Annotated in this window: 16 protein-coding genes and 3 pseudogenes; 2 read left to right on the top strand and 17 right to left on the bottom strand. The window is 35.9% G+C overall.

Annotated elements, in window-relative coordinates; all coding sequences use genetic code 11:
* Window positions 1–490 precede the first annotated feature (490 nt).
* The 9 genes from KFO35_RS13125 to lacA all read right to left on the bottom strand — a co-directional run bounded on the left by KFO35_RS13125 (window position 491) and on the right by lacA (window position 8,188).
* Window positions 491–1,390, bottom strand: a complete 900-nt coding sequence (locus KFO35_RS13125; RefSeq protein WP_002303235.1) for an aldose 1-epimerase family protein — start codon at window positions 1,388–1,390, stop codon at window positions 491–493.
* Between the two features lie 20 nt (window positions 1,391–1,410).
* Window positions 1,411–1,683, bottom strand: a complete 273-nt coding sequence (locus tag KFO35_RS13130; RefSeq protein ID WP_002305107.1) for a DUF3884 family protein — start codon at window positions 1,681–1,683, stop codon at window positions 1,411–1,413.
* Window positions 1,684–1,705: 22 nt separating this feature from the next.
* Window positions 1,706–3,112, bottom strand: a complete 1,407-nt coding sequence (lacG, locus tag KFO35_RS13135; RefSeq protein ID WP_002290548.1) for a 6-phospho-beta-galactosidase — start codon at window positions 3,110–3,112, stop codon at window positions 1,706–1,708.
* A gap of 141 nt (window positions 3,113–3,253) precedes the next feature.
* On the bottom strand, window positions 3,254–4,960 hold the full coding sequence (locus KFO35_RS13140) for a lactose-specific PTS transporter subunit EIIC (protein WP_002290549.1): 1,707 nt from the start codon (window positions 4,958–4,960) through the stop codon (window positions 3,254–3,256).
* On the bottom strand, window positions 4,960–5,277 hold the full coding sequence (locus tag KFO35_RS13145; RefSeq protein WP_002290550.1) for a PTS lactose/cellobiose transporter subunit IIA: 318 nt from the start codon (window positions 5,275–5,277) through the stop codon (window positions 4,960–4,962). The genes KFO35_RS13140 and KFO35_RS13145 overlap by 1 nt, the downstream gene beginning before the upstream one ends.
* A 27-nt stretch (window positions 5,278–5,304) precedes the next feature.
* On the bottom strand, window positions 5,305–6,285 hold the full coding sequence (gene lacD / locus KFO35_RS13150; RefSeq protein ID WP_002290551.1) for a tagatose-bisphosphate aldolase: 981 nt from the start codon (window positions 6,283–6,285) through the stop codon (window positions 5,305–5,307).
* Window positions 6,286–6,287: 2 nt separating this feature from the next.
* A complete protein-coding gene (gene lacC, locus KFO35_RS13155; RefSeq protein WP_002290553.1) occupies window positions 6,288–7,220 on the bottom strand; it encodes a tagatose-6-phosphate kinase in 933 nt (310 codons plus the stop codon).
* 10 nt (window positions 7,221–7,230) lie between these two features.
* On the bottom strand, window positions 7,231–7,746 hold the full coding sequence (lacB, locus tag KFO35_RS13160) for a galactose-6-phosphate isomerase subunit LacB (protein ID WP_002290554.1): 516 nt from the start codon (window positions 7,744–7,746) through the stop codon (window positions 7,231–7,233).
* 16 nt (window positions 7,747–7,762) lie between these two features.
* Window positions 7,763–8,188, bottom strand: a complete 426-nt coding sequence (gene lacA / locus KFO35_RS13165) for a galactose-6-phosphate isomerase subunit LacA (RefSeq protein WP_002290555.1) — start codon at window positions 8,186–8,188, stop codon at window positions 7,763–7,765.
* A gap of 489 nt (window positions 8,189–8,677) precedes the next feature.
* Between lacA and KFO35_RS13170 the strand changes: the two genes are divergently transcribed.
* A complete protein-coding gene (locus KFO35_RS13170) occupies window positions 8,678–9,445 on the top strand; it encodes a DeoR/GlpR family DNA-binding transcription regulator (protein ID WP_002290556.1) in 768 nt (255 codons plus the stop codon).
* Between the two features lie 4 nt (window positions 9,446–9,449).
* A complete protein-coding gene (locus tag KFO35_RS14275; RefSeq protein WP_002305103.1) occupies window positions 9,450–9,956 on the top strand; it encodes an HAD family hydrolase in 507 nt (168 codons plus the stop codon).
* 561 nt (window positions 9,957–10,517) lie between these two features.
* Here KFO35_RS14275 and KFO35_RS13180 read toward each other — a convergent pair.
* The 8 genes and pseudogenes from KFO35_RS13180 to KFO35_RS13210 form a co-directional block, all read right to left on the bottom strand.
* A pseudogene (locus tag KFO35_RS13180) lies at window positions 10,518–10,640 on the bottom strand (zeta toxin family protein); the annotation flags it as partial.
* On the bottom strand, window positions 10,580–10,744 hold the full coding sequence (locus KFO35_RS14280; RefSeq protein WP_162010749.1) for a hypothetical protein: 165 nt from the start codon (window positions 10,742–10,744) through the stop codon (window positions 10,580–10,582). The gene KFO35_RS14280 and the pseudogene KFO35_RS13180, both read right to left, overlap by 61 nt.
* Window positions 10,736–11,551: pseudogene (locus KFO35_RS13190) on the bottom strand (DNA topoisomerase); the annotation flags it as partial. The pseudogene KFO35_RS13190 and the gene KFO35_RS14280, both read right to left, overlap by 9 nt.
* A 397-nt stretch (window positions 11,552–11,948) precedes the next feature.
* Window positions 11,949–12,404 carry a tyrosine-type recombinase/integrase gene (locus tag KFO35_RS13195; RefSeq protein WP_002303240.1) on the bottom strand — a complete coding sequence of 152 codons (456 nt, stop codon included), beginning with the start codon at window positions 12,402–12,404 and terminating at the stop codon, window positions 11,949–11,951.
* 517 nt (window positions 12,405–12,921) lie between these two features.
* A complete protein-coding gene (locus KFO35_RS13200; protein WP_002303241.1) occupies window positions 12,922–13,872 on the bottom strand; it encodes a magnesium transporter CorA family protein in 951 nt (316 codons plus the stop codon).
* Window positions 13,873–14,002: 130 nt separating this feature from the next.
* On the bottom strand, window positions 14,003–14,383 hold the full coding sequence (locus KFO35_RS13205; RefSeq protein WP_002303242.1) for a hypothetical protein: 381 nt from the start codon (window positions 14,381–14,383) through the stop codon (window positions 14,003–14,005).
* A 26-nt stretch (window positions 14,384–14,409) separates the two neighbouring features.
* Window positions 14,410–14,496, bottom strand: a pseudogene (locus tag KFO35_RS14425) (type I restriction endonuclease); the annotation flags it as partial.
* Window positions 14,497–14,547: 51 nt separating this feature from the next.
* A partial coding sequence (locus KFO35_RS13210; protein ID WP_211140342.1) for a DDE-type integrase/transposase/recombinase occupies window positions 14,548–14,868 on the bottom strand: 321 nt, incomplete at its 5' end.

A 14,868-nucleotide genomic window follows, 5' to 3' on the forward strand; every position in this document is an offset into this window, starting at 1 on the left:
CGCTAGCGAGGCAGTCTAACTTTAACTGTTAGCTCCTGCCGAAGATCGTCACATCCGAGGAGGCTCATTGTCAAGGACAATCGGAATAGCATACGGAAAGAAGTTCTGCACCTTATAAAATTTGTCAAAAAAACTGTTGCCATTCCAAAACGCTATATTTAAGATTTCAAACAACTATATTAATAGGAAGAAAATTTCATTTTTCCTCTTAGTTCTATAAAAAGTGTGGCTAATTTGAGGCAAAATATTAAATTAAATTTGCCACAAATTAATGGCTCCACTATTATTTTAAATCAAGAAGTAGTAAATAATCTTATTTTTTACTACCAGACTGTCTTTAGATATTAGCTTTTCGTCACCCACTACAGTTGACATAGACCCACAAAAAACTTAAAAACCTTGCGATGTAAGACTGGCACGGAGAAGACCAATCTATCATCACAAGGTAAGAGTATTCAAATCTTATTGAAGACTCAAATAATAACAAATTTTAATTAAGGATAGTAATATCATAGATTTTTCTAGAAGTTTCTTGAGGTGAAATTTTCGTTACCTGTCTTTTATCTTCTAAGAAATTACCTTCTTCAAGTGAAGTGGAGAGACCACTCCAAGGTTCCAAAGCAATGAATGGACTTTTATTAGTTGTAGACCACAGAATCAAGTTCGGAAAATCATCAAAATCTACTCGAAGACCTTTACCAGACTTCCTTGACCGAAGCGTTACGCTACGAGACTTGAGCTGGTCAAGTGTAATGGCATCATGGGAAAAAAGTGAGTAGTCCAAATCGAGAATTTTTTGATTTTCCAAAAAAGGTGTCCGATCTTGCAAATCTAATAATCCTGTCTCAGGAAAACTCTTTGGTATCGAGCAAGACTCAACCTCACTAAATTCAATATAATAATCCTCATAGTTTTCACCTTCTACTAAAGGACTATTGAATGCTGGATGGGCTCCAATAAAGTAAGGCATTGTTTTTTCCATTTCCAAGTTCGTTACCTGAAATTCGGTTCTAATTGATTTACCATTCAAGGTATAAACAACTCTCAGTTCAAACTGATATAGGTAATTATCAAGCATCTCAGCATTTGGTTTAATACTAAAGGTCACGCTATTATCATTGACTTCTTCCAGAATAAATTCTTCTTTTCGAACAAAACCATGTCTACGAATAAGACCTGTAAAAAAGGGTCTTTCTTGAGGTCTATAAATAGCCCAATCATTTCGTAAACTACCACAGATAGGAAATAGAATAGGCGCCTGTCCATTCCAATAATTTGGATCAGCTTGCCAGAGATACTCTATCCCATCCTTGTCTTTAATCGAAGTCAGTTGACCACCAAGTGTTTTAAACTGAACAGTAAGATACTCGTTTTTTAATTCGATAGTCACAACTAATTCCTTTCTTTTTATTATTGGAAAGGCAAATAATTTACCTCGAAGTGAATAGTCTCACGTATTTCTACATCGAGTGATTGTAAAAATTCCCATTCAAATGCTGATAACTCTAAATCAGAATGGCAAATCCACTCTTTTCCAGTTGAAACATACCATTTACCACATTTTAGCAACGGGGTAGCTTCAAGCTCAGGAATCATAGGACAATCTTCGAAACTAACAATATATACCTTTTCAAAGCCTGGTCTAAATAAGTGTTGTACTTTTTCTAAAGTATCGGATAACAATTTTTTACATTTTCAAGTAATATTACTCTATCACTTGAGTTTCTGCTACTTTCTTATACCAATGAGCTGATTTCTTAGGATAGCGTTCTTGCGTGTCAAAGTCTACATAGAATAGTCCATAACGTTTTTCGTATCCGTTTGACCATGAGAAGACATCCATAAGTGACCAGATGAAGTAACCTTTAACATTTGCACCATCCGCAATTGCGTCTGATAAAACTTCCAAGTGTTTCTTCACGTAATCAATACGACCATCATCATAAACGGTATTATCTACAAACTCATCTTTGTATCCAAGACCGTTTTCAGTGATGTAAATCTTCTTGTAGTTTGGATAATCATTTTTCACTCGCATGATTTGGTCATACAAGCCTTCAGGATAAATAATCCAGTCCCAATCCGTTCTAGGCACATAATCTGGTGCGATTCGGCGACCAACACCTTTAATCTGGTACTTAGAACTTCCTTTTTCACCCTTACCATTGTGAATGATTTCAGTCTCACCATCAAAGGCTTGCATCCAATCACTCATGTAGTAGTTGATACCAAGGAAATCGTTCAAATCTTTAGCTGCTTCAAGTGCTTGGAAGTCTTCATCACGAAGATCAAGTTCTCCACCATTTTCAGCTAGGATGTGGTTGACCCCTTCCATCGTTTTATCTGAATAGTGTCCAAGGTAGGTTGCATCCAAGATAAATTTGTTATGGATGATATCTTCTAACTCAGCGGCACGAACATCTGCTGGATTTTCTGGATCATAAGGGTATTTGGTTGGCAACGCATGTACTACACCAATTTCGCCTTTATAACCTTTATCTTTATACAATTTCACAGCACGTGCATGAGAAACCATCATATTGTGGTGTGATTGGAAGACTTTGGCAAGATCATATTGAATGCCTGGAGGGAATTTACCAACCAAGTATTGACCATCTCCAATTGGGCCAATTTCATTGAAAGTTGTCCAGTAGTTTACTTCTGGGAACTCTTCAAAACAGAAAGCGGCATAATCTACAAAGTGTTCTATATTTTCGCGGTTTAAGAAATCTCCATCTGAGTGAAGAACTTCTGGTGTGTCAAAGTGGTGCAAAGTCACGAATGGCTCAACATGACGTTTGTGGCACTCGGCAAAAAGATTATGGTAGAATTCAACACCTTTTTCATTTACTTCGCCATAGCCAGTTGGGAAAATACGAGACCAGGCAATTGAAATACGAATACCATTAACGCCATATTTTTCAGCTAATTCTAAATCAACAGGATATTTATGGTAAAAATCACTTGCAGGCTCTGCTGTGTACCAATAATTGTCTTCAAGATACTTATCCCATGCAACTGGGCCTTTACCATCCGTGTGAGTCGCACCTTCTGCTTGATAAGCAGCTGTAGCACCACCAAAAATAAAATCTTTAGGAAGTGTTTTAGTCATAACTATAAATCCTTTCAAAAAAAGCATTTGAGACGATATTCTGAGTTCCGGAAACCAAGGAAATGAAATGCAATGATATGGTTAACAATATTATAAGGAATTGAAAGAATAATCTCGTCTCAAATAACTTTTACAAATTTATTAATCAAACTGTTGTTGAACAAATGCAAGAGCACCTTGTCCATCACGTGTCAATTTGATATATTGAGCTCCTTCAGTTTTTGCAAGTTTAATGCCCAATTTATCCGTTTCAGCCTTCATATCATCGAAGTTTGAAGCGACCTGTGGAGCCAAGATAACCAAGTCAAACTCTGGCAACATTTCACGGTGAGCACCGTAACTACCCGCTGCCGCTTTGACTGGAACATTGTATTCTGCTGCTGCTTTGTTCAAGGCATTGGCAAGCAAGCCACTTGTACCTCCACCTGCACAAAGAACAAGGACATTAGTTTCTTTTGTGATATTATTGTTTGCTGCTACATCTTCTTTAGCAACGCCTGCTTTTCCAAGAACGGCATCTGCTTTAGCAGTATTGAAGTTTGCAGCTACTTTTTCTTTAAGAGCATCGTTTGTTTTACCAGAACGTTCTTCTTCAAGAATTTGTTCATCGTATACCTTAACAAATGGGTAATAAATGATAGTATCAACAACTACCAAGAGTCCGGCTAAGATAAATGATAGAACTTGGAAGTTAGTACCGAGTACAATTCCCAACGGACCAGGAGTAACCCATGGAAGGTTGGCAGAGAATGAGTTCATGTTCAATGTGTCAACAAAGAATTTAAAGATCCAAACGTTGACAATCGGAGCGAAAATGAACGGTACAAAGAAAATCGGATTCAATACGATTGGTGCACCAAATAAGATTGGCTCATTAACCCCAAAGAATGTTGGAACAACTGAGGCACGTCCGATGGCACGGTTACGTTCTGATTTACAAATCCACATGAACAAGAATGGAACAATCAATGTAGCTCCTGTTCCACCCATGGTAACAATAAACATTTGAGTACCAGAAGTGATAACTTTATCTGCATGTTGTCCAGCTTGGATAAGATGCAAGTTGGCATCGATATTGGCATAAGTGATAGCAGCGATTGCTGGTTCGACAATTGAAGGACCGTGGATACCAACAAACCAGAAGAAGGCATAAGCACCAAAGATAAGTGTAATTCCAAGGTAACCATCTGCAGCTGAGAAGAGAGGAGCAAGAAGGGTACCGATTGATTCTGCAACGGTTACACCAAGAGTTCCCTTAACAATGAGTTCAAATCCATAAAGGAGAACAACCGCTACAGTGAATGGAATCAAGTCTTTAAATACTTGAGAGATATTTGGTGGAACCTCTTCAGGCATACGAATAGTAACATTATTTTTCACACAGACCTTGTAAACATTAACTGTCACAAAGGCTGCAATAAATGCTGTCAAAAGACCTTTTGTTCCCGTGAAGGCTGTCAAGAAGCCTCCTTCTTTTGCAGGCTCAGCTGCCATCAAAAGGAACCCTACCATAGACGCTAGCATCGTAGATAAGAAGTTAATCTGATTGGTCGCAGGTAGGTCACGGTTCATTGAGTCCGTCAAAGCTTTAGCGGTAGTACCACCAACAAAGAATGCTAGGATACCCATCGAATAGCTATAAGGAGTCATCAAGAAGGTCTCAATGTCTTTTGACCAGTGGAATCCCCAAGCATTTGGGACATAGGCAATAAGGATAAAGATAGATGAGAAAAGGATGACTGGCATACCAGCGATAAATCCATCACGAATAGCACGAAGATAGATGTTTCGAGAGATTTTCTCAAAGAACGGTTTCCCTTTCTCAATAAGTTCAATGAGTTTATGCATTATTTTGCTCCTCTTTTATAAAGTTCGATGAGGTGATGAATCACATCTTTTAATAAGACAGTAGTCATTAAGTGGTCCTGACCATGCATCATGGTAACGCTGTATGGAAGTTCCTCCCCAGAAGCTTCTCGAGCCAACATAGCTGTCTGAGAATTGTGAGCCTCTGCAATACAGCTTCCTGCTTCTACTACAAGACTATCTGCCTTAGCGAAATCACCATTTTCAGCCGCTTTAAGCGCTTCTAAAAGTTTAGAGCGAGCATCTCCAGCATAAGCAACAATTTCAAACCCTAAGAGAGTCATCTCTTCTCTGTTCATAACAATATCCTCCGTTTTATGTTTTTACTATACTTTATCAGTCCATGGACTAGCTGTTTTAACAAGAACTTTGTTAAGTTCATCAATATTTTCGAATCCAGTAGTACGCAACCATTCACGTGCTGCTTTTTCACCTTCTTTGATGTAAGGTTCTACAGATCCTGCCCAAGTAGCACGTCCACAAAGCACACCATTAAACTTGGCACCTGAGTCGTGAGCAAATTGCAATGTTTCTTGGAACAATTTAGCAGATACACCTGCACTTAGGTAGATGTATGGAAGGTTAGTCGCTTCTTCTTGTGCTTTAAAGAAGTCAGCAGCTTCAGCTTTACTGTAAACTACTTCACCATCAGCAAAACCTTCGACATATTTAACGTTAACTGGTACTTCTACTTTAAGAACATCAATGTTAAAGCGTGGATCAGAGAAAACTTTCATCGCTTCAATGACTTTGCGAGGTTTCACTTTTGCATATTCAACAGAACCTGCATCTGAGATTTCTTCATCATAAGCAAGGATTTCCAAGAAGAAAGGAATATCTTCAGCGACACATTCAGAACCAACACGTTCAATATAAGCTTGTTTTTGTTGGTTAAGTTCATCTGAGCTGTCTACATCATAGTAAAGCAAGAACTTAACGGCATCAGCGCCTTGCTCTTTGATACGTTTTGCAGACCAAACATCCAAGCAGTCAGGCAAACGTTTTGTACTTGATGTATCATAACCTGTTTTTTCATAGGCAAGAAGAAGACCTGCTTCTTTATCCAATGCTTTTGTTGCTGGAAGTCCATATTCAGGGTCAAGCAACATTGAAGAAGCGTATTTTGTAAGTTCATCAGCAACCAAAACCTTTAGTTCTTCCATTTGAGCTACAGTTGGTTCTGTATCTTGATACTGTGCCATCAAACGTTTCAAAGCACCACGTTGGTCAAATGCCAAAGCTGAGATAACACCGTTTTTATCTGAAATTTTTTCCAAAGATTTGCGTTTCTGTTCTGTAAGTACCATTTTTATACCTCTTTTACTCCAATTTGTGAGTTTAGTGTTTCGTAATTAGTCATATTCACATGCCCTGTCATTGTTTCTTGAGCATTTAACATACCCAATGTCATCGCATGTTTTAATAAGTCAGCGTCACTTTTTTTACTATTTAAAGCTGATGCAATACCAGCTACCGTTGAGTCCCCTGATCCGACTGGATTAACAACTGGGATATCAGGAATATCTACCTTATAGAAAACATCACCATGTTTTGCAAAGGCACCGTTTCGACCTAATGAGACCACTATCCATTCGATACCACTAAAAAGTGACTCTTTAAGAACGTCTTTGAGTTCTTCAATATCTTTTGTTACTTCTTTTCCAAGCAACTGTGAAAGTTCCTCATTATTAGGTTTGATGGCAGTAGGTTTAGCCGACGATTTTAGAACTGTTTCAAGAGGTGCACCTGAACAATCCAAAACGACTGCTACTCCTTCATCCGAAGCAAGTTGGATAAGTTTTTCATAATAATCGTTGGGAAGTCCTGAAGGTAAACTTCCTGAAATTGTCACAACTTCTGATTGTTTAATAAGATTGCTATAGTGGTCAAGAAAGCCTTCTGCTTCTTCATGAGAAATTGTTGGTCCTTGTTCCAAAATTTCTGTTTGGTTACCCTCGTGTAAGATAGCAATACAGTTTCTAGTGTTTCCTGAGATTTTATAAAAAGCTGGACTAACAGGAGATTGTTCTAATTCGCTTTCAATAAATTCACCAATTTTACCACCTAAGAAACCTGTAGCAGTAACTTTATCACCAGATTCATACAAGACTCTAGTAACATTTAAGCCTTTTCCACCAGCTGTCTTACTAACATCTTTCACCCTATTCACTGTATCAATTTTCAATGTTTCTAGAGGATAAGAGATGTCTACTGAAGGATTTAGTGTGACTGTCAGAATCATTTGTTATACCTTAATCGTGGTAGTCACCACGGTCCCATCTTTCAAGGAATTCTGTAAAGAAATCTTCATCTGCTTGATGTGCATTATGTGTTTCAACGTGTTCGATTTTTGCAATCAATTTTTTATTTTCTTCTGTTGGTTTGTACTCAGCTTCAATGAAAGCTTCAATGATGTCATTCATAAGAAGACCACCAGTAATCTTTCCACCGAAACCGATAACATTCGCATTTAACTCTTCTTTTGCATATATAGCTGATGTCATATCACGAACCAACGCTGAGCGAACACCTGGAACTTTATTGACTGCATTGTTAATGCCGACACCTGTACCACAGATACATACTCCCAAGTCTGCTTGACCACTTACTACTGCTTCACCGACTTTTTTACCATAGATAGGGTAGTGAGTACGTGCGTGGTCATATGTCCCGAAATCAAGGACCTCATGTCCTTTTGATTTCAAGAATTCTGATACTGCCATTTTTTCATCTGTGACAATGTGGTCACATCCAATTGCGATTCTCATTCCTTAACTCCTTTTCTTAACACATTTTGTTAAGCATATCTACTCGGATTTGATGACGTCCGCCATCATATTTACCATTGACGAAACCTTTAGCGATGTTTTTAGCAAGCTCATCACCGACGATTTCAGCGCCAACCGTAATCATTCGTGAATTGTTATGTCCACGTGTCATATAAGCTGAGCGTTCATCTGAAACTTCTGCTGCAACCATACCTTTAATTTTAGTTGCTACCATGAATGGACCAGCTCCATAAGCATCAATTACAATACCTAAGTTTTGCTCATCTTTATTTACTTCAGAGGCAACTGCCAAGGTAACATCAACAAAATCTTGTCCGTCCTTAGTCACATCAATTACCTCAAAACCTTCTTCTACAAGAAAATTTTTCACAACATCTTTTAATCTCGTACCTTTGAGATCTGCACCAACAACAATAGCCATTTTGACCACCTCCTAAATTTTAGAAAGAAATGCTACGTAGAAGTAGAAAACATTTTGCAAAATGTTCGAAAAAACGTTTTCATCATTTCTTTGTTTATATAATATCAAGCATTCAAACAAAAAGCAACACTTTTTTTGTTTATTTTTTGTTTTTTTTATTTGTTTTTTTAAAAAATAGATAACACCGTTAAATTATTGTTCATTTTTGTTCATTTAATCCATCACAAAATGGACGTGAAATATCTATTCAAGTATTACAAAAGTCTTTTACTTTCTATAACTTACTGATTAAGAGGTCCTACTTTATTTTCGTCTTATACAAAATCTGACCTAAGCTAATATACGTCAATCCTCTGTTCTTATTTCATCATCTAACATTTGTTTTTGTTTGAAATTGTTTGTTTTACCTTGAAAATATTGTCTTTTATGATACAATTAAAAGAGAATTATCTTTGGAAAAAAATTACTTTATGAAAGAAGGGTCTTCATATGAACAAAAAACGACGATTAGAAAAAATTTTAGATATGTTAAAGATTGATGGGACCATAACCATAAAAGAAATAATAGATGAACTAGATATTTCCGATATGACAGCCCGTAGAGACCTTGATGCTCTAGAAGCTGATGGACTTTTAACACGTACTCATGGTGGTGCACAATTGCTTTCCTCTAAAAAGCCACTTGAAAAGACACATATCGAGAAGAAAAGTCTAAATACAAAAGAAAAAATTGACATTGCTAAAAAAGCCTGCTCTTTAATCAAAGATGGCGATACTATTTTTATTGGACCTGGAACTACACTTGAACAACTGGCATTAGAATTGAAAGGTCGTAAAGGTTATAAAATTCGTGTCATTACAAATAGTCTCCCTGTGTTCTTGATTCTAAATGATAGCGAAACCATTGATTTATTGCTTCTTGGCGGTGAATATAGAGAAATAACTGGAGCTTTTGTAGGTTCAATGGCTTCGACAAATTTAAAAGCAATTAGATTTGCCAAAGCTTTTGTTAGTGCAAATGCTGTTACCCATAATTCTATTGCTACATATAGTGACAAGGAAGGTGTGATTCAACAACTTGCCCTAAACAATGCTGTAGAAAAATTCTTATTAGTAGACAGTACTAAATTCGATCGATACGATTTCTTTAACTTCTATAATCTAGATCAACTCGATACCATCATTACAGATAACCAGATTAGCCCTCAACACTTAGAGGAATTTAGCCAGTACACTACTATTTTAAAAGCGGACTAGAATTATGACTTATAAAAATATTGTTTTTGACCTTGATGACACTCTTTATGACCATCAACTCCCCTTTAAACGTAGCGTTGAGAAATGTTTTCCAACGATTGATATCCAACAAATAGATAACATTTACAAACGTTTCAGATATTGGTCTGATGTTGCTTTTCCTAAATACACGAAAAAACTCATCAGTATTGAGCAGCTTAGAATTTTTCGCTGTCAGAAGACTATGGAAGAATTTGGCATCGATAGTATTTCTAGGACAGAAGCTCTAGACTTCCAAGCTGACTATGAATATGAACTCGATCAGATTACGATGATTCCTGAGATACATCAACTACTGCTGGCTCTACATAAAAACCGCATCCCAATAGGTATTCTAACTAATGGCCCTGTTGACTTACAGAGTCGAAACTCCAAAATATTGGTGCCTATCAATATTTTGAAAAGCAAAATATCATCATTAGTCAGTCCACTCACGGAGGAGCTGCAGAAAATAGCTATGAAGGTAATGTAAAAAACTTACAAAGTTACCGAAATGTCCAATTATCTAAAAGGGCTATAGAAATTCTTAAAGAGGAAATTGAGTTAAATCACCAACATATGAGATTCAATCCTGATTATAAAGATAATGGATGGATTTTTACTTCCAAAAGTCGTCATAAACCCGACTATAATGGAACACCTCTTCATTATAGTGTCCTTAACAATTTCCTCAACTCACCTGAAAATGGAAAATTAAATCGAAAAGGTAATCCAAAACGAGCAGGAATTGATATTGATAATAAACTTAGTTTTAATAAACATATTACGACCCATATATTCCGTCATACGCATATTAGTTTCTTAGCAGAGTAAGGAATACCCCTAGAAGCAATTCAAGACCGTGTAGGGCATTCTAGAGGTAGTCGTGTAACAGAAATTTATTTGCACATCACTAAAAAAACAAAGTATCAAATTATACCTATCCTTGATACTCTTACACAATAAGTGTGGCAAATCTGTGGCAAAACATAAGAAAAAGGCTTGTCCATATTGGACAAACCCTTTATTTTCAAGGTTATATAACCTAATTAAGCTTTACCAGCTGATTAGAATAGGATGTTGCATGTTTTACTACGTCTTTTTCATAGAGTTTCACTAATTCGTCAAAATTTGGGTGCTGTTGTTTGAACGTATCATTATCAATGATAACAACATTTCAAGATCAAGTCCTAAAAAACCGCTATATTTGCCAAAATTCGCTTTTAAATAAGCAAATTCGTTCTCTGTAATAAATGGTGTATCTGTTCTTGGATAACTCAATAATTTTGCTTCATACAGTCCTTGCATAGCTTTTAAAGTTTGGCTCGCTGTCGCTTTATAAAGCTGATTGACTTTTGATTGCAAACTACTTAAAGAAAACGAACTCGGACTATTCGTTTTCTTCTCTTTGGTTTGAACATCAGCAATTATCCCCTCTTGATTGCCTATTTTAGCTTGTTTAGAAGAAACAAAAGCTAAAAAGCTCCTCTTGGGTTTTAAAACGCTGTGTGGGGCTTAGAACGCCCTTAAATGACCCTTGTTTTACTTAGCTTCCACCTCGAAAAAAGGTTCTTTTTTAAAATTCTCTATGGCTTCCTGGCGCTGAAAAATAAGGTATAAGGTGGGCGTTTGAACACGTCCTAGTGAAAATGTACCTTGTACGCCCTTCTGTTGTAAATTTAACGTATACAAAGGGCTTGCGTTCATGCCGATCAACCAATCGGCAATTTGGCGTGTTTGCGCTTCTTGATAAAAGGGATAGTAATTCATTCCTGGTTGCAAATTTTGAAAACCGCTTCGGATCACATCTTTTTCTAAGCTATTGATCCATAGTCTTTTAAATGTTTTATCTTTTGAAAAGGCATTTGCATTATGGATAATCGACCAGGCGATATTTTCACCTTCTCTGTCGCTATCTGTTGCAACAATAATTGTATTTGCCTTTTTGAGAAGTTCTGCAACAATTTTAAACTGCTTTCCCTTATCTTTTGCAACTTCAAAATCGTATCGATCAGGAAAAATCGGCAAAGATTCAAGTTTCCAATTTTGCCACTTTTCGTCATAATGACCTGGTTCTGCTAATTCCACTAAATGCCCAAAACCAAAGGTGATAAACGTTTCATCTGTAAATAGTGGGTCTAGCAAATAACTAGCTCTAAATATAAAAAACGCGATGAATAATCATAAATGTGATTGCTTCGTCGCGTTTTTTATTTTTGGCTGCTTTGTGTTGAAAAGCTTCCGCTTTTCTTCTAGCCTCAAGGGATAATTTGGTTAGATTCATGCTCATAAGCATCATTCCAATGTCAGTAGGTGCAACGTTCTTGCCTCTGACATGGGTTCTTCACATACCAAATACACCTTTCAATCGATCAAAAATAGTTTCTACGTCAATTTTGCATTGAGCGTAGAGGGCTTTTCCATAATCACTTTCAAGGCTATTATTTAAAATCGCTAAGGCGTGAAGGCAAATGCTGTTCATATCTCAAAACGGTTTTCTGACTCGCAATTTTTTCTCTTTGTCTTCCAAGTTGATTCCTAAGAGATCACCAACATGCGCCATCACCTTATGAAACTGCTTCTCAGTGATATGAAGATCATAATGGGCTGTCGAGGGAAATAACCACTCAGAATTGATATTTTCTTGGGCCAGCCAATCATGATATTGCAACAAGTCTTGCTGAACAGGCTTTAAATATAACGTGTTTGCTTTACCGGTCTTTTTATCATGAATAAAGGTTGCATTTTTGACAGAGCCGTCTGGATTATAGACATCTGATTTTTTTAATGTCATGACATCACTCACACGTAGTAGCGTGGCCTTACCAACTTGAAAAACGGTGTAATTTCGGCGACCAGCACGGAAACTATCGAGAAGTGTATCTTGTACCATCTTTAAGACGCTGGAGTCTTTGATGGGTAGGACAATTTGTTGCACCATGATTCATGTATACCTTTCTGAAATTAAATAATTAAATAAATAATTAATTAAATTGTTTATTTATTGATGACCAGGACCGTATTTCTAAACTTCTTTTATGGTTTATTATATCACTTAACAAAAAAACAGCCCCCATTATCTAGTCACTAGATAATGGGGGCTGTTTTAATCAGTTTTCAAAGGGGCGATTTTCTAATTATAGACCCTGAGTTAAGGAATGTACTGATGTTTTCTAGTATAGTCCCTAGTTTGATAATATTTATTGTATTTTTCTGTATTTAGTTATTCGATGATATCGAGGCTAATATGTCAGTCTTCCAAGCAGCCATTGGTTGGTATATCAATTTTTATAATCGCAATCGTATCTCAAATGTTGCCTAAGTAACTGAATAAAAATAGTCCAATTTATTGACTTCTGAGCAGCCGCTGAAGCTATTAAATTATTGAAAGGAATCAGCCTTTTAAAAAGTCAACAAAGAAATTCTGCTTTAAATCATATTAGGGTATCACAAATACTTTACAAATATGTTTTGCGTCGCATCAAAAGCCAGCAAATTAGACTTAGTATAGCAGAGATAATCAATACGGCTAAAACACCATAAGAAGACTTTTCAAACGGGACATGGACATTGATTCCCCAAAAGCCAAAAATAATTGCTGGAATAGTCAAAACAATTGATATCTCGGTTAGGGTTTTCATAATCATGTTTAGCTGATACGAAATCATATTGTTTATCATATTTTCCAATTTGTCCAAATATTGGCTGTAACTTAAAATGATTCTATCCATTGTATCACTTGTATCGTATAAATCATCAATTATTTTTTTAGTACTAAAATCAATATCGTCAATAGTTGTGAAATTTTTTTTAATGAAATCAAGCGCTTTATGGTTAGCTTTATAAGTTGTTGACAAAGCTATCATGTATTTTTGAAGAGTCAATAAATCACCAAACGTTGGTTTGAGTGAACCGGACGTTGATATTTCTGAGTCTAAATCATCAATTTTTTCCTTGACTCCACGAAGGTCGTTAAGCATCATATAGAAATCTTTTTGCATGATCTTTAAAAGTACTTCCTCCACGAAATGATTGACATCACGTAAAACCATATTGGATAAGAGTTCGGGAATGAATTTTAATTTTTGTTTTGTAAAAATTATCAACTTATTTTTAAATACCAAGAAAACAACAGATGTCGTCAGGGTATCTAGATGCCCACCTTCATGTACCTCGGGAAACAAAAAACTTACGAGCAAACTTTTTTCATCGTTCTTATCTATCATCGTGTCATATGCAACTCGATCATCAAACGTTAGTATATTGCCTATTTTAAAGTCATATTTATGTTCAGAAGATTCGATATATTCTCGTTCGTCACCATAAACATAAACAACAGAAGAATTTTTGATATTTGATTCTGACGAAACTAATAATGTATCTTTTGTTAAGGAATAAGTTTTCAGCATTGTAATCCTCCTGCTTTATATTTTTCTCAGAAATAAATGCGTAATTGTTGTGGAATAAATACGTTATCAGTTTTAAAAACATTTTGTCTTATGTATGATAACCTGCCAAAAATTTTATCTCACACATTATCTAGACAATCTTGTCTCCAGCTTCTAATGTATTATCTAATTTGTAATTATAGACCCTTTTTTTTTTTTCATATACTTTTTTGGCTTGTAAAACACCTAAATTTGTATACTCTCTAATCTTTTTGATAACTACTACGTCTTTCTTATTTTCCGAAATCATAGCTTTAATAATCTGTTGTTCTTCATCCGTCATAGACCGAATTTCTGGTTCTGTAAGAACTTCAATTAAGTTATCACTAAAATTAGATGAAACAAGAAAAAGTATTGCTAAAATTAAAAAAATATCATCATCGGTAAAAAAGTAATAAATAATAAAAAATAATGTAATACCATATAATACCCAGTTTAAATATTTATAGTTCAAAAAATTTAAAAACTTCACTTTATCTCTCTTTTCTATTTAAAATATCAAACAAACATTTTTTGTAGAAATCCTTTTTTCTGCTCTTTCAACAAATCTAACTTACGTTGATGAAGAACGATAGTGTCATCGGTTCTGTTGCGAAGTTTGAAAATCAAACGCACCCTCTCTGAACTCCAAATATCTTAGGCTGTTATTCCCATTAATACCTTGATTTCAGTAGACATTGAAAAGCCGAAGAGCGTTCCATTTCTTCGGTTCTTTTTATATATTCCTCGAATGGTCTCCATGCCCTTAATCGTGGAAGAGGCTGTACGGAGACTTTGATAAAATTTATTTCGTCGTTTAATAGGTCGAGGGTCTTGTTCTATTAAATTGTTAAGATACTTCACAGTTCGGTGCTCTGTCTTAGTATATAAACCCACACTCTGTAACTTTCTAAAGGCGGAGCCAAGAGAAGGTGCTTTATCGGTCACAATTGCTTTCGGCTCACCAAACTGTTTATG

Origin of the sequence: Enterococcus lactis (genome assembly GCF_015751045.1) — a bacterium.
Classification (GTDB): domain Bacteria; phylum Bacillota; class Bacilli; order Lactobacillales; family Enterococcaceae; genus Enterococcus_B; species Enterococcus_B lactis.

Excerpts from the sequence above, each read along its gene's own strand:
- KFO35_RS14275 (WP_002305103.1), top strand. The coding sequence starts at position 9,450 with ATGACTTATAAAAATATTGTTTTTGACCTTGATGACACTCTTTATGAC.
- lacA (WP_002290555.1), bottom strand. The coding sequence starts at position 8,188 with ATGGCTATTGTTGTTGGTGCAGATCTCAAAGGTACGAGATTAAAAGAT.
- lacC (WP_002290553.1), bottom strand. The coding sequence starts at position 7,220 with ATGATTCTGACAGTCACACTAAATCCTTCAGTAGACATCTCTTATCCT.
- lacB (WP_002290554.1), bottom strand. The coding sequence starts at position 7,746 with ATGAGAATCGCAATTGGATGTGACCACATTGTCACAGATGAAAAAATG.
- KFO35_RS13195 (WP_002303240.1), bottom strand. The coding sequence starts at position 12,404 with ATGGTGCAACAAATTGTCCTACCCATCAAAGACTCCAGCGTCTTAAAG.
- KFO35_RS13145 (WP_002290550.1), bottom strand. The coding sequence starts at position 5,277 with ATGAACAGAGAAGAGATGACTCTCTTAGGGTTTGAAATTGTTGCTTAT.
- KFO35_RS13170 (WP_002290556.1), top strand. The coding sequence starts at position 8,678 with ATGAACAAAAAACGACGATTAGAAAAAATTTTAGATATGTTAAAGATT.
- lacG (WP_002290548.1), bottom strand. The coding sequence starts at position 3,112 with ATGACTAAAACACTTCCTAAAGATTTTATTTTTGGTGGTGCTACAGCT.
- KFO35_RS13200 (WP_002303241.1), bottom strand. The coding sequence starts at position 13,872 with ATGCTGAAAACTTATTCCTTAACAAAAGATACATTATTAGTTTCGTCA.
- KFO35_RS13140 (WP_002290549.1), bottom strand. The coding sequence starts at position 4,960 with ATGCATAAACTCATTGAACTTATTGAGAAAGGGAAACCGTTCTTTGAG.
- lacD (WP_002290551.1), bottom strand. The coding sequence starts at position 6,285 with ATGGTACTTACAGAACAGAAACGCAAATCTTTGGAAAAAATTTCAGAT.